Raw genomic sequence first — 13,742 nt, forward strand, 5'->3', positions numbered from 1 at the left:
AAGAATCCTATTATATCAGGTATAATTGAGGTAATACTACCTAACCTGAAAGGTGATTCGATGATAAAGTTCAAAATTTGAGTATTGCGGACAGATTGAGCCAGCTGTGCGGAGTTTTGAGCCACCATTTGCGGAGAATGGAGCCAGTGAATGCGGGAGAGAGAGCCACTTGGTTTTTAAAGGACAAAATAATAACGAGCCATCGGAATGGCACATTCCGATGGCTCGTTATTTCATTTAAAACTTTTATCTTCTAACTGCTCTTTTATAATGTCGAGAGCCCAACGGACGAGTTCATCAAAGTCTAAATCCTCTTCTTCCGTGTATATACATGGTGGTAATAGTTTCTCTACTACCTCCATCATTACTTCATCAGGTAAATAATTATGGAAAAAGTACCTCGCTATGCGACTTTCAACTTCTTCAGGGATCATTTCATTACCGCCAATCCATGACGTTCTCTCATTGAAACTTCTCCATCCACTAGGATCTTATGGGAATCATGAACAATACGATCAAGAATCGCATCAGCTACTTGTGCCTGTCCAAGCTTTGAGTGCCAACCTTCTGGCGAAAATTGCGAACAGAAAATAGTGGATGCTCGCTTTAATCTTGCCTCAACAATTTCCAACACATGAAGTACATGCTCCTCTGAAAGCTCGGTTAATAACCATTCATCAAGTATCAATAAATCAATCTTCTTGTATTTTTGAAGAATCTTACGAAAACTACCATCGGCCTCATACTTTGCTACAGCTAATTCATCAAGTAATTCTGGTAATCTGATATACTTTACTTTATAAAATTGCCGACACGCATGAACCCCAAAGGCGTTCGATATCCATGTTTTTCCGTTTCCTGATGCCCCCATTAAAATAATATTATGGTGATTTTGAATGTAGTTTCCTGTTGCCAACTCCAGAATTAATTTCTTATCTAGATTACGATCAGGATGATATTCTATATCTTCTATAGCTGCTGTTGGCTCATTAAATGTTGCTTGTTTAATTAGTCGTTCGAGTTTATTAGATTTACGACGATCATATTCATAATCTACCAAAAGGTTGAACCGATCATCAAAATCCATGCCTTGATATTCATTATTCTGTCCTTGTTGCTGATATAATTCTGCCATTGCACCCATTTTCATTTCAGTTAACTTACGTAACGTTTCTTGGTTCATCATTTTTTATTCCCTCCAAAGTATTTAGCTCCACGTACAAACCCATGGTCATCGATGTTAGTTTGATCGCTATTTTTTTCTGCTTTTTGTTTTCGCTTCTTACTTCTTTCCAACACACCCTTTAATACAGAAACTGTAGGGTTTGTTGAAATTTCTAGTAATATTTGTGTTGATTTTTCCAGTTCATCCTTTGAGTATTTTGTTGTTAGATTTCTTAATGTACTAAGGATATTTAATGCTTTCTTTTCAACATTCATTTCTAGGATATGAGAAACAAATTGCGCCATAGAAGTTCCAATCGTCTCTGCCCATTTCCGATTGTTTTCAGGATTGTGTTCTAGATATAATCGATGATTATCAGGCATATGGTCAATGTTTGTAGAATATTGACCTATCTCACCATTTAGTCTTTTATGGGATGCAATTCGAGCTTCTTTAAAGTAAACTTCAATTAGATCCGTGGTTAGTCGAACATCGACATATTCACGGACGTAATCATATGGAACGGAATAATACATTCGTTCAACTTGGATGTGGTAGTTCAGTTGAACCTTTGCTGATTTCCATTCCGTAAGTTTGTAACGTGTTTGAGGAAGCTGTTGAAGGTAGGATTTCTCTTCTTCCTCAAACACCTTTTTACGAGAACCAGGTCGTTTCTGGAAATCAATTGTATTGATTTCTTCTAGCTTTTCAAAGATTTTCTGATTCAAATCTTCGATATGAAAACAATGATAGTTTCTTAGTGAAGCGATAATCTGTCGAGAGATATATCCAACGGTTCCTTCGACACTTGATTTATCCTTTGGCTTTCTGACACGACTCGGAACAATCTCAGTACGATAATAGTCTGCTAGTTCACGATAAGCCTCATTAAGAATAGGCTCACCCCGAAGGGCTTTCGTAACTCCCGTTTTCAAATTTAATGAAAAGGAATAATTAATGTAAAGTTGGCAGTCAAAAATGAATAGAATCAAAATTTATTCCCAACCCCAACTTTACATTATATTTTAGAAAAGCGTCTCAAGAAAGGACATTAGATCTGCTTTTTCTTCAGCAGAATAATAATCTGCACTATCTGGCGCTGTTTTTAGTGAGGCTTTTTCAATGGCTTCCCGCATGACCTCTGGGTTAGACGTCAGATAAACCTGAGTTGTTGTCACGGATGCATGTCCGAGGAAATCTCGGATATTATAAATACTCACACCATTATTCACAAGATGAGTTGCCTTACTATGTCTCAGAAGATGCGGTGACAGATTTTCTTGGATAGGTTTAGCATTCATCTCTTTGGCAAGCTTCTGATACTTGTTTAGGATATGGGAGATACCTGCACACGTTAAGCGCTCTCCCCTGCTGTTGCAGAACAATGGTTTTTTGGGCTGTCGCTCATATATTCTTATATATTTCTCAAGAATTTTGCCTGTCTCCTGCATAATAGGTATTTCACGATATTTGTCGCCCTTACCTTTTATAAAAAGTTTATATATACCACCCAGGGTAATATCTGATGTATTCAGGGTAATGAGTTCCTGAACCCTGCATCCCGAATCATAAAGCAGTGCACGGCCATGTGTCTAATCCCTGATCGTGTGTTACTATCCGGCATGCTAAGGAGCTGTTTTGTTTCTGCTTCCGTCAAATAGGCAGGAGGTCTCTTTTCTGTTTTTTTGAATGGGATATGGATAATCTGACTGCAATGGTCTGCCCATTCAGGAGTCGTTGTTAATACATATCCCCAAAATGATTTTAAATGTGCTAGACGTACATTCCGTGTGGATATTGCATTTTTCCTTCTGCTTTCCAGCCAATGAATGAATTCCTCAACACATGTTTTGTCGACACTTTCTATGGAAGCCTTCGAGACTGACAATTTGTTTTCCTCGAGGAAAATGAACAGAAGTTTAAAGGTGTCCCTATAGGAAGCAATCGTATTTCTGCCATATCCTCTTTGAGCTATCAGATAGGATAAAAAATAGCTTTGTATATAGTGGGATAATGATTTAGTTCTCATCACACACCTCCGGAATCAGGCTTCCCAGACGGGATTCTTTTGTGATAAAGTCGCTATATCCGTGTTCGGTAAGATGAATATAACGCTCTGTATCGGATAGATTCACATGTCCAACATAGGCTGCAAGAATCGGAACTGCCGTATAAAGATTCATGCCGGATTCCAGCATTCGGTTTAAGCTTGCCGTGCAAAACGAATGACGGATATCGTGAATTCTTGGCAGTCTCCCCTGGGGGGTGCGGATTCCTGCTATAGAAAAGATCTTTTTAAACATATACTTCATAGCATCATAGGAATAACCCGTTCCGGTGTAAGGTGAGATAAATAAATGCTGCTGTGGTTCATTGCGATTCTGGATTCTGGAAAGATACTTTGCAATGGTTGCTGAAAGGCTTTCTGACATCGGTACATATCTGGACACATTATTTTTAGATTTGTATACAATGAGTAGTTGGTTAGCCATGTCCACATCTTGTATTTTAAGCGAAAGGACTTCCCCGATACGCATCCCGGTTCCAATCAAAACACGGATAATGACGGGATAAACCAGACGGTGGGTTTGTGATCTTATCCCTTGCCGAAGCTGGTCGGCAACCCTTGTAATGGAACCAAGTTCAGCTTCTGAAAAAATATATGGACGAAATGGTACATATACTTTCTTCATATACTTGCGTGGTATTTCATAGGAAGTGATTCCCAAACTTCGAAGAAAAGCTGAGAACTGGCGGAAATCTGAAATGCGGAGTCCTCTGGATGCCGGACTTTCCTTTTCCCTTTCACGTAGGATAAATTCTGCCACTTCACGACTGATTTCCAAACTGTCGCAAGCAAGGGTAAGCTCTTGATTTAGCGTCTTCAATCTGATTAGTGTGGAACGTGTCACTTTTTCGCCTTTACCGCGTTTAAACTCGATATATTTTTCAAAATATATCTTGAAAATCCCCTCTTGGAAAGCTCTAAACTCCTTATCATTCAGCATAGGGCATCACCTCCATGGAGGCCTTTCTTAACTGGGAAATATCGGACCAGATGTATCTGGTGGTTGACTGGGGAGATGTATGTCCAAGAATCGTAGCAATTTCGCTGATCTGAACACCGTCTGACATCATACCAGTTGCCAAGCTGTGTCTCATGGAGTGAAGTCCAGCATGCTTCCGATCTGTATTGATCCCAGCTTTCTTAAAGTAGGTACGGACTTTTTCCGCGAAGCGGTTATCATCGGCATAAGGCACATGGGGTGGTCTTTGTCTAATAAAAATATGGGCATCCATGGTTTTGGGTCTGGCGTTCTTTATATAGTCTAGCAGGGCCAGGCATACTTCCTGTATTAAAGGTAGCTCTAAATATCGTTTGGTTTTTTGCTGACTAAGTTTGATACATTGCTTTTTCCAGTCAATGTTTGAAAGTTGGAGAGTTCTGATATCGGAAGAGCGAAGCCCATACACACTGGCAAGAAGCATCATTAGATATAACATTTTTCCTTGGCCAGAATTTCTATCAACGGAGTCCAGCACCTTTCGTATTTCTTCGGCTGAATAGGCAGTTTCCAACCGCTCATGTTTGTTCGTGTGAAGGTTTTCGAGAAAGAAATCTGGATTAAATTTTAGATTCATTCTGATCATTGGGCAGGCAAAATAACTTCTGATGGTGTAGAGAATATTTGTTTTTCCTGTCGATGAGTAGTGTCCGTTAAGAGTTCCGATAAAATCAACAAACGTTTGGGCATCCAAGTGGTCAATTGAAGAACATCCGCTTTTAAAGATAAAAATTAAAAAGGGTTTCAATCTTCCAATACGGGTTCTTATCGTACTACGGCTACATCCTTTCGATACTTGCCACTCATTATAAAGCTGAATATCTTTCTGAAAGGTTTCTGGTATTGAAATAGGGTGATAGATGTACCTTCTTGCTAAACCGCATCCATTCAAAGTGTCTCTGATAAATAGTACTGCACGCGCCTTACGCTTTTTACATTCGGTTGAAGGTCGCATGTATGAACTTACCCCCGTGACCCGTTCATAATATTTCGGCACATTATCCACTGGCAGGCAATACGGCTCCTGTTTACAAAATAAAAGGAAGTCTTCAATGATACCACAATAAACATATGCCAGTTTGGAATCCGGTAAATCAGTTGTTACCTGTTCTTTCAATTGATCCATCTTTAACTGTAATTCGTTAAATAAAATAAAATCAGCCATTTACATTGTCTCCTCTCATTAATGGGCTGATTCTATTATAGTTTATTAATGTAAAGTTGAATGTGGATTCATCGTTGCATCCACAGTATTTAGCTTCATCACTTTACATTAATTATTCCTTTTCATTAAATTTGTAATGTAAATCTTTACATTACAAATTATCTGGAACCAAGGTTTCAGGAACACCTCCATAATGCTCTAATGCATGAATATGAGCGATAAGCCAGTTCGCTGATTTCATATCCAAGAATGCTTCTACATAGCTGAATTGACTATAAGGTAAGGTTGCAGTAAAAACATATGCTGGTATCGCTTCTCCTGTTGAACGATCAATAATTTCTAACGTAGAGCCTGCCCAATCTACTTCCATGGTTTCACCAGGTTTTCTTAGGATAGGCATTGTCAATTTGTACTTCTTCGCATATTTTCCATAATTCTCGGTAAATGTACGATAAGCATAAGGAATCTTTCCGCCTTCACCTGCCTCTGTTGCATATTCATAATGCAATAAGGTCAAAGTTACATTCTTCTTTTGTAATTCCTTATGCACTTTTTCCCAATCAACGGGGAAGTAACCTTTCTCAATAGCTTGTTTCTCTGGAAAAAGAAACGCTTCTAGCCATGGATTGGTCATGGTGTCGCTCAAGCTTTCCATACCAAGTTTCTTGGCTCGTTGAACGACCTCAGAGACTGTATTTCTCGAATGTCCAGTACTAGAACTAATTGTTCTTTGACTGACCTCTTCAAAATACAACTCCAGAATCTTACGACAATTAATCACAAAAAAACCTCCTGTATAATAATGTCTTGCTTTCATGCATGCAATTTTTATTATACAGGAGGTCGTTCTTATTTATATTATTGGCTCTCTCATCCGCAAACGGTGGCTCAATCTTCCGCAATGACTGGCTCAAAACTCCGCACAAGTGGCTCTATTCATCCGCAATATTCACTTAGTATACAAGAGTTTTTATAGATAATGGTACATTGTTCCGCAAAGGGTGGTAAAACTATCCGCAATCATTGGTAAAAACAACCACAAGGTCGGTACAAGTTAGATGCAATAATCACTTGGTCTGCTAGTATATTACGTAGGTATTCATGGCAACGTAATTGAAATTACTCCACCTTTAATCATTAGTAAAGAAGAAATTGATCAGGCGATTGATATTTTTGGTCAATCTCTGACAGATGTAAACCGAGGTAATGTAAATATGGATAAAGTAAAACAATACGCTGGTTGGTAATTTACATCACCTTTTCAGATAAGGTCCCTTAGTGTTTTTCAGGGACCTTATTTTCATTGCATTCATAGCATTTAATAAAGTAGATAGTTTGGCCGTGATTAATAGTACTTGTTTGAAAGATTTGAGGATTCACTTCAAATATATTGAATCAATGCATCACAGGTATCTCAGGTAAACAAAGATACACCGTGTGTAATGTTCATTTATTTCTTATAGTTAGGGAGAATGCCGTTAACTTTATCTGAAAATCATTGAACTTTTTGGACAAGAGCAATATAATTATTGATAGAGAGGTGAGGTGCTAAATGACAAAAGATTCTAAAGATTTACGAATTAATAGTAAAGTTTTTGATGGCGTTGTAAGGTCACCCAATAGGGCGATGCTACGTGCAGTTGGGTTTACCGATGAAGATTTTAAAAAACCGATGATAGGAATTGCCAGTACGTGGAGTGAAGTGACACCATGTAATATACATATAAAAGATTTAGCGGAAAGCGCTAAAACGGGGGCAAGAGATGCTGGCGGTGCCCCGATGATTTTTAATACGATTACTGTATCCGATGGTATTTCCATGGGAACGGACGGGATGCGCTATTCCCTTCCAAGTCGCGATTTGATTGCCGATTCCATCGAAACGGTTGTCGGCGCTGAAAGTTTGGATGCACTTGTAACTATTGGTGGCTGTGATAAAAATATGCCCGGTTGCATGATTGCCATTTCCAACGCAGAAGTTCCAGCGGTATTCGTTTATGGCGGAACAATCAGACCCGGAAAATTGGATGGAAAAGATATTGACCTTGTTTCCGTATTTGAAGGTGTCGGACAATACAATAATGGCGATATCGATAAAGAACAGTTAAGAAGAGTTGAGTGTCAGGCTTGCCCGGGTGCCGGATCGTGCGGTGGAATGTATACAGCGAATACGATGGCATCTGCAATAGAAGCAATGGGAATGAGTTTACCTGGTAATGCTGCAAAGCCGGCTACTTCCGAAGAAAAAATGGAGGAATGTGCTGAAGCGGGTAAAGTGGCTTATCAATTACTGGAAAAAGGCATTTATCCGAAAGACATCATGACTAAAGAAGCTTTTGAAAATGCGATTACGGTGGTCATGGCACTTGGTGGATCAACGAATGCGATTCTTCACTTATTATCAATTGCCCACGCGATTGATGTAGACTTAACGATCGACGACTTTAATGAAATTCAGAAAAAAGTTCCGCACATTGCTGACTTAAAACCGAGCGGACAGTATGTCATGGAAGACTTATATAAAGTAGGCGGGGTCCAAGCTGTTATGAAACTACTCCATGAAAATGGCTATTTACATGGTGACTGCTTAACGGTTACAGGTAAAACATTGGCGGAAAATTTAAAAGATGCTCCAGACTTAGCCGAAGGCCAGAAAGTAATTACACCGCTTGATCAGCCGAAGCGGACGGACGGCCCATTAATTGTTTTAAAAGGAAATTTGGCGCCTAGAGGAGCTGTTGCAAAAGTATCTGGTGTGAAAGTGAAAAGACATACAGGTGTTGCTCGAGTGTACAATACGGAAGCAGAAGCAACTGAAGCAGTGATGAATAACGAGATCAATGCAGGAGATGTACTCGTCATCCGCCATGTTGGTCCAAAAGGTGGACCAGGGATGCCTGAAATGCTATCCATTTCATCCATTCTTGTCGGTAAAGGGCTTGGCGAGAAAGTTGCATTGCTTACAGATGGCCGTTTTTCCGGTGGAACACATGGACTTGTTGTCGGACATATCGCACCGGAAGCGCAAGTTGGTGGACCGATTGCACATCTTGAAGAAGGTGACAAAATAACGATTGATTCCGAAGAGCAGGTTATTACAATGGATGTTTCTGACGAGGAATTGGAAAAGCGTCGCAGCAATTGGGAAGCACCTGCACTTTATACAAAAGGAGTTCTTGGAAAATATGCGCACAATGTTACTTGTTCTTCACGTGGAGCAGTAACAGATTACTATAAGCGAGAAGAAACAGAATAAGTGAAATAACGAGGCTGGGACAAAACTCAGCTAATTAAGAAAAGGAATTCAGTTTCGCACTGGATTCCTTTTAAATTTATCCGTTTTTATTTACAGTAGTCTTGTTAATTATTAAATTCATTGCGAGCATCGTTTTAGTACGGATTAATATGGACAAGCACATCTTCTATTTCTTTATGTTTTTCCATTAATGTCGTTTTTACGTTTTTAGCAATTTCATGTCCTTGTTCGACGGTTATTTTCCGGTCAACGCTAACTTTAATATCAATAATGGCATAGCTTCCATGTGTTCGTACATGAATCTGATCTATTTCTTCAACACCATCTATAGAAAGCACCGTGTCTATGTACATTTTTGAATCATCTTCATCAAGTACTTTTTCCATGATAACTAAAGATGATTCCTTGGCGAGGGAATACCCGACTTTTATGACGATTAAAGACACTATTATACCGGCAACTGCATCACCATAGACTAACACCGTAATATGGAACATTTCCCCTAGGATCGCACTGCCAATCCCTAGCAAAGCTGCCCCAGAAGATAATGAATCGGAACGATGGTGCCATGCTTCACTAATGAGAGCTGTACTGCTATATTTTTTGCCAAGTTTGTATTTATATTGGAACAACGCTTCCTTGACTATAATAGAAATAATAATAATAACGAGTGCAATTTTCCCGGGTGCTTGTGGTGCTTCTCCGAAAAACACTTTTATGGAGGATATACTGATCTCCACTCCAACGACAATTAATAATAATGCGACAATAATCGATGCGATGTTTTCTGCTTTGCCGTGGCCATATGGATGTTCTTCATCCGGAGGCTTGTTCGCTATTTTTACCGCAAATAAGACAACGACGGAACCGACAATATCGGATGCAGAATGTAACGCATCTGCTAAAAGTGCCTTACTCCCGGAAAGAAAACCACCGACTCCTTTTAATAGAGCGAGCAGCCCATTGACAATAATGCCAACCCAGGTTGCTACGATAATTGATTTTGTGTTTTCTTTCATTTCTTCACCACCATACATGATACTTTATAGCTTACCAGTTAGGAACTGGGTGGGTCTACAGCAACGTTATTAGCTGTAATAAACTTACTGCATAGTACGAAAAAAAGTTTCCTTTGTCCAAAACACATTATAGATGTTGTTCAAAAAGCCGGGTGTACCGCTATTATTTTCTGAGGCTTTTTATCTCTTCTGTTGTTATCCACCATTCTATCATTGCAGACTTTTGCGGATAATATACAATGTGGTGGCTTTAGTGAAACAATCTGTAAAAATGTGTTAAACTTAAAGGAGTTAGAACAATTGCGGGGAGGCACAATTACATATGAAATTAGTTACGTTTTTAAGAAAAGGAAAACAGACGCTAGGCGTAAAGGTAGAAGAAGGAATCATTGATCTAGAGGCAGCGTTGCTGAATAAAACGACACAAGAAAATATCCCAACCGACATCATGCAATTTATTGAAAGTAGCGCCCAATCGTTGCCGGCATTGGAACAGTTTATCTCTGAGCTTGGTGTAAACGAACGGGAAAATGTGACTTTAAGTGAACAAGCTATCGATTGGGAGCCATGTGTAACACAACCGAGTAAAATTATTTGTGTTGGTTTAAACTATAAAAAACATGCCGATGAAGTGAACACACCCTATCCGGAAGTGCCGGTCCTTTTTAATAAGTTTCCAAACGCATTAACAGGACATAGACACGAAGTTATGATTCCGCCTGTAACGAAAAGAGTCGATTATGAAGTGGAGCTTGGGATCGTTATCGGAAAAACGGCCAAAAACGTATCTGAGGATGAAGCACTTGATTATGTTTTTGGTTATTGTTCGTCAAATGATGTGTCGGCCCGAGACTTGCAAAAGAAAACACCCCAGTGGATGCTTGGAAAAACGAGTGATGGGTTTGCACCAGTTGGCCCATACCTTGTGACAAAGGATGAGGTGGGTGACCCGAATAAACTTACATTGAAATCAACTGTTAACGGGGAAGTTCGTCAACATTCCAACACGTCAGATATGGTTTTTTCGTGTGAAGAAATTATAAGCTATATCTCCAAACATATGACGTTAGTCCCCGGTGATTTAATTTTAACGGGAACACCTGAAGGCGTCATTATTGGACTACCGAAAGAAAAAAGAGTGTATTTGCGTGATGGTGATGAAGTGACTGTAGAAGTTGAGAACCTGGGAGCCTTAACAAACACTTTCAGAGAAGAAGCTTAAATAGGTTGCTCAAAAAGGCGCCAAATTATTAGCGGTGAATCTCTTCGTTGGCTTGTTTCTAATTCGGTTTGAACACACGCTTAAAGGAGATTTTCATGAAAGCAAACTTTAACCTAACAAAAGAACAAAAAGATGAAATGGTTGGACATATCCAGCACTACTTTGAAATGGAACTTGATAAACAAATTGGAAACCTTACTGCAATGATGATCCTTGATTTTATCACCGAAAAATTCGGTCCAACCTTTTACAATTTAGGTGTAGAGGATAGTCACTCCTACATGACGGAAAAAATTGATGATATTTTTGAAATTCAAAAGGGGTAAGGAAAATAAAAAATCAGGTAATTGGGGAGACTATAGAAGATGGACGTAGATGGTCGCTATAAAGATAACATTTATACAGGACTAGAAGTGAAGGTTATTCTTAAAAAAGATCAACGAACAGGTAGAACGACAATTGGTGTTGTAAAGGATATTCTCACAAAATCTTCATTTCATACACACGGTATAAAAGTTCGATTAGAAGATGGTCAAGTTGGTAGAGTCTGTCCAAAAGTTTGAACAAAATTTGACATTTGAAGACCATTTATTCTGTTTTAGCAACAAGAGCCCCTCAGCTCTGAGGAGTAAAAATTCTTCGGGATAATTCTACAAAATATCCATCCTTAGTATTACATTAATGGTATAATATAACTATGACTAATACCATTAAATCAATGATCTAAGGAGGATATACAATTGGTAACAAGAAAAGAAATTAGAGGCCATGAAAAGAAGATAAACTTTTTCTTCGAGTTCAACAAAATCAGTAAACATTTTTTCAAAGACATGAATGACAGGCTTAAAAAAGTGGAAGATCCCAGGCACCAAAGCTATATCACTTATGGAAGTGAGCTCATGTTGTTTATGATCATAATGAAAAATGCTTGTAACACGGATAGCATGCGAGACATGACTGATAAATTCAACATGGATGAGTGCATTGAAAATATGCGAATGTATTTTAAATTAGATACATTAGAGGAACTTCCACATTACGACATCATCAATAATTTTTTGTCCGCCTTAAATCCGGAGGAATTAGGAGAAATTCGGACTTACATGATAAAACAACTGCTTAAGAAACGATGTTTTGAACAATTTCGAATTAATGGGAAATATTGGGGAATCATCGTTGATGGTACAGGATTATTTACCTTTGATGAGAAACATTGTGAACACTGTTTAAGACGTGAATATAAAAATGAAGAAACCGGAGAGATAAAAGTTATTTATATGCATCACGTCCTGGAGGCAAAGCTCGTGGTCGGTGACATGGTGTTGAGTTTGGACTCCGAGTTCATTGAAAATGAATCGGAGGATACCCCTAAACAGGATTGTGAATTAAATGCTTTTTATCGGTTGGCCAAGAGAATAAAAGACACATACAAACGGCTGCCTATCTGTATCCTTGGTGATAGTTTGTACGCATGTCAGGGCGTATTCACCCTTTGTGAGGAAAATAAATGGAAATACCTGCTTCGCTTCAAAGAAGGTCGCATCAAAAGTATCATGGATGAATTCCGTGAATTGAAAAAGATGGAGAAAGACGACAAATCCAATGATATATCATGGATAAATGACATTAACTACAACTCGCACGATGTGAACTTATTTGAATGTATACTGGAAACGGAAAAGAACGAGGAGAGGAAATTCACGTTTATTTCCAATATTAAAGTAACACACAAAAAGGCACAGGGACTTGTTGATGCAGGGCGAAGCCGTTGGAAAATTGAAAATGAAGGGTTTAACAAGCAAAAGAACATTCGGTATTACATTGAACATGCAAATAGTCATCATTATACAGCGATGAAGAATCACTACCTTCTAACACAAATAACGGATATATTGATGCAACTTTTTGAAAAAGGTGCGAAAGTACTGAAAAAATTCAAAAATAAGGCAAAAGAAATATCCTCAAATCTGTTAGAAGCGATTCGGACACGCGTTTTGACAGACGAGGATATGAAACACATGGTAATACCGATACAAGTACGGTTTACCTAGTGCCTTTATCTTAACAAAGGATGTGATGAAAGAAAAGCAAAAACAGAGTTATCCACAATTTTAAGATAAAATTCATGAAATTCTGATCCTTTATCCACAAAACAAGAGAAAGTTAATTGGTAAAATTTAACATATGTGGATAAGTAGTTTTTTAATATTATAGCAGGTAAAGTGCAAATTTAATCTTCACACCTGAAGAGCCCCTGTTTCATTGACTTTATAATCATTCGATTGTAAACTTATGAAAGATAGTAAAACTATATATAATTGGTATATGAGGTGACATGATGATACAGTCCGTATTCACAATTGGTATTATTTTGACCGTTGCTATTTTAATTTTAAGCTTTATCCTTGTAAAAGCAACACCAAAAACGAAGTACATAAGCTATTACCCATGCATGTTTTTATTTGCAGCAGGCTTAATTTTACTTCTATTTGCAACAATTGCTGAGAGAACTTTTATTATGGGTGCAGGATTAGGCGGTTGGGGAATCGCTTGTGTATTTTCCGCAGCCATTGGATTTATCGTTACGGCAATTCTTGACAGTTTTCAGCAAGAGGATGCAAAAGCATAGGACAAAATATATAACCAGATACATGAACAAGCCTTCAGGAAATTTTTCTTGGAGGCTTTTTTTGTTGTATTATTTCCCTTAAAAGGTGTCTGCTAGCCGCCCTCCAAAATGATGCTACGTTAAATAAATTCCTAATGAAATTTCCCTTAAATAGAACGTCACCGTTTTATCCAATAACTACATAATAGTCGCCTATTTTAACGAAAATAATTAAAGTGGAA

The 13,742-nt window shown here is 38.4% G+C and carries 15 protein-coding genes; 6 read left to right on the plus strand and 9 right to left on the minus strand.

The window, feature by feature from the left end; genetic code table 11:
- Window positions 1-233 precede the first annotated feature (233 nt).
- The 8 genes from ACLIBG_RS03345 to ACLIBG_RS03380 form a co-directional block, all read right to left on the minus strand.
- Entirely contained in the window at window positions 234-434 is a 201-nt protein-coding gene (locus ACLIBG_RS03345) for a hypothetical protein (protein WP_439311298.1), read from the minus strand.
- Entirely contained in the window at window positions 431-1,186 is a 756-nt protein-coding gene (gene istB / locus ACLIBG_RS03350; RefSeq protein WP_439311299.1) for an IS21-like element helper ATPase IstB, read from the minus strand. The genes ACLIBG_RS03345 and istB overlap by 4 nt, the downstream gene beginning before the upstream one ends.
- A complete protein-coding gene (locus tag ACLIBG_RS03355; RefSeq protein WP_439311300.1) occupies window positions 1,183-2,157 on the minus strand; it encodes a Mu transposase domain-containing protein in 975 nt (324 codons plus the stop codon). The genes istB and ACLIBG_RS03355 overlap by 4 nt, the downstream gene beginning before the upstream one ends.
- A gap of 33 nt (window positions 2,158-2,190) precedes the next feature.
- Window positions 2,191-2,742, minus strand: coding sequence for a tyrosine-type recombinase/integrase (locus ACLIBG_RS03360; RefSeq protein ID WP_439311356.1), 552 nt, complete (start codon window positions 2,740-2,742; stop codon window positions 2,191-2,193).
- Window positions 2,697-3,194 carry a tyrosine-type recombinase/integrase gene (locus tag ACLIBG_RS03365; RefSeq protein WP_439311301.1) on the minus strand — a complete coding sequence of 166 codons (498 nt, stop codon included), beginning with the start codon at window positions 3,192-3,194 and terminating at the stop codon, window positions 2,697-2,699. The genes ACLIBG_RS03360 and ACLIBG_RS03365 overlap by 46 nt, the downstream gene beginning before the upstream one ends.
- The gene (locus tag ACLIBG_RS03370; protein WP_439311302.1) at window positions 3,184-4,173 is read right to left on the minus strand and encodes a tyrosine-type recombinase/integrase; all 990 of its coding nucleotides are present in this window, start codon (window positions 4,171-4,173) and stop codon (window positions 3,184-3,186) included. Before ACLIBG_RS03370 ends, ACLIBG_RS03365 begins: the two co-directional genes overlap by 11 nt.
- Window positions 4,163-5,395 (minus strand): tyrosine-type recombinase/integrase, encoded by a 1,233-nt coding sequence (locus tag ACLIBG_RS03375; protein WP_439311303.1) that lies wholly within the window; start codon window positions 5,393-5,395, stop codon window positions 4,163-4,165. Before ACLIBG_RS03375 ends, ACLIBG_RS03370 begins: the two co-directional genes overlap by 11 nt.
- 151 nt (window positions 5,396-5,546) lie before the next feature.
- Complete coding sequence (locus ACLIBG_RS03380) at window positions 5,547-6,176, minus strand: hypothetical protein (protein ID WP_439311304.1); 630 nt, start codon at window positions 6,174-6,176, stop codon at window positions 5,547-5,549.
- Between the two features lie 771 nt (window positions 6,177-6,947).
- Here ACLIBG_RS03380 and ilvD point away from each other — a divergent pair.
- On the plus strand, window positions 6,948-8,651 hold the full coding sequence (gene ilvD, locus ACLIBG_RS03385; protein WP_439311305.1) for a dihydroxy-acid dehydratase: 1,704 nt from the start codon (window positions 6,948-6,950) through the stop codon (window positions 8,649-8,651).
- 134 nt (window positions 8,652-8,785) lie between these two features.
- Here ilvD and ACLIBG_RS03390 read toward each other — a convergent pair whose 3' ends face one another.
- A complete protein-coding gene (locus ACLIBG_RS03390) occupies window positions 8,786-9,670 on the minus strand; it encodes a cation diffusion facilitator family transporter (RefSeq protein ID WP_439311306.1) in 885 nt (294 codons plus the stop codon).
- A 322-nt stretch (window positions 9,671-9,992) separates the two neighbouring features.
- Here ACLIBG_RS03390 and ACLIBG_RS03395 point away from each other — a divergent pair, with 322 nt between their 5' ends.
- From ACLIBG_RS03395 to ACLIBG_RS03415, 5 genes are all read left to right on the plus strand, one after another.
- Window positions 9,993-10,892: a fumarylacetoacetate hydrolase family protein gene (locus ACLIBG_RS03395; RefSeq protein WP_439311307.1), complete on the plus strand. Its 900-nt coding sequence runs from the start codon at window positions 9,993-9,995 to the stop codon at window positions 10,890-10,892.
- Between the two features lie 95 nt (window positions 10,893-10,987).
- Entirely contained in the window at window positions 10,988-11,218 is a 231-nt protein-coding gene (locus ACLIBG_RS03400; protein WP_439311308.1) for a DUF2164 domain-containing protein, read from the plus strand.
- A 39-nt stretch (window positions 11,219-11,257) separates the two neighbouring features.
- Window positions 11,258-11,455 carry a YwbE family protein gene (locus ACLIBG_RS03405; protein WP_439311309.1) on the plus strand — a complete coding sequence of 66 codons (198 nt, stop codon included), beginning with the start codon at window positions 11,258-11,260 and terminating at the stop codon, window positions 11,453-11,455.
- Window positions 11,456-11,632: 177 nt separating this feature from the next.
- Window positions 11,633-12,943: a transposase family protein gene (locus tag ACLIBG_RS03410; protein WP_439311310.1), complete on the plus strand. Its 1,311-nt coding sequence runs from the start codon at window positions 11,633-11,635 to the stop codon at window positions 12,941-12,943.
- A 287-nt stretch (window positions 12,944-13,230) separates the two neighbouring features.
- Window positions 13,231-13,521 carry a hypothetical protein gene (locus tag ACLIBG_RS03415; RefSeq protein ID WP_439311311.1) on the plus strand — a complete coding sequence of 97 codons (291 nt, stop codon included), beginning with the start codon at window positions 13,231-13,233 and terminating at the stop codon, window positions 13,519-13,521.
- The last annotated feature ends 221 nt before the right edge of the window (window positions 13,522-13,742 follow it).

Source organism: Virgibacillus sp. W0181 (assembly GCF_051846915.1).
Lineage (GTDB): Bacteria > Bacillota > Bacilli > Bacillales > Amphibacillaceae > JBPYCR01.

Coding starts and splice junctions, on each gene's coding strand:
- ilvD (WP_439311305.1), top strand. CDS start 6,948: ATGACAAAAGATTCTAAAGATTTACGAATTAATAGTAAAGTTTTTGAT.
- ACLIBG_RS03345 (WP_439311298.1), bottom strand. CDS start 434: ATGATCCCTGAAGAAGTTGAAAGTCGCATAGCGAGGTACTTTTTCCAT.
- ACLIBG_RS03415 (WP_439311311.1), top strand. CDS start 13,231: ATGATACAGTCCGTATTCACAATTGGTATTATTTTGACCGTTGCTATT.
- ACLIBG_RS03375 (WP_439311303.1), bottom strand. CDS start 5,395: ATGGCTGATTTTATTTTATTTAACGAATTACAGTTAAAGATGGATCAA.
- ACLIBG_RS03405 (WP_439311309.1), top strand. CDS start 11,258: ATGGACGTAGATGGTCGCTATAAAGATAACATTTATACAGGACTAGAA.
- ACLIBG_RS03400 (WP_439311308.1), top strand. CDS start 10,988: ATGAAAGCAAACTTTAACCTAACAAAAGAACAAAAAGATGAAATGGTT.
- ACLIBG_RS03395 (WP_439311307.1), top strand. CDS start 9,993: ATGAAATTAGTTACGTTTTTAAGAAAAGGAAAACAGACGCTAGGCGTA.
- istB (WP_439311299.1), bottom strand. CDS start 1,186: ATGATGAACCAAGAAACGTTACGTAAGTTAACTGAAATGAAAATGGGT.
- ACLIBG_RS03370 (WP_439311302.1), bottom strand. CDS start 4,173: ATGCTGAATGATAAGGAGTTTAGAGCTTTCCAAGAGGGGATTTTCAAG.
- ACLIBG_RS03365 (WP_439311301.1), bottom strand. CDS start 3,194: ATGAGAACTAAATCATTATCCCACTATATACAAAGCTATTTTTTATCC.
- ACLIBG_RS03390 (WP_439311306.1), bottom strand. CDS start 9,670: ATGAAAGAAAACACAAAATCAATTATCGTAGCAACCTGGGTTGGCATT.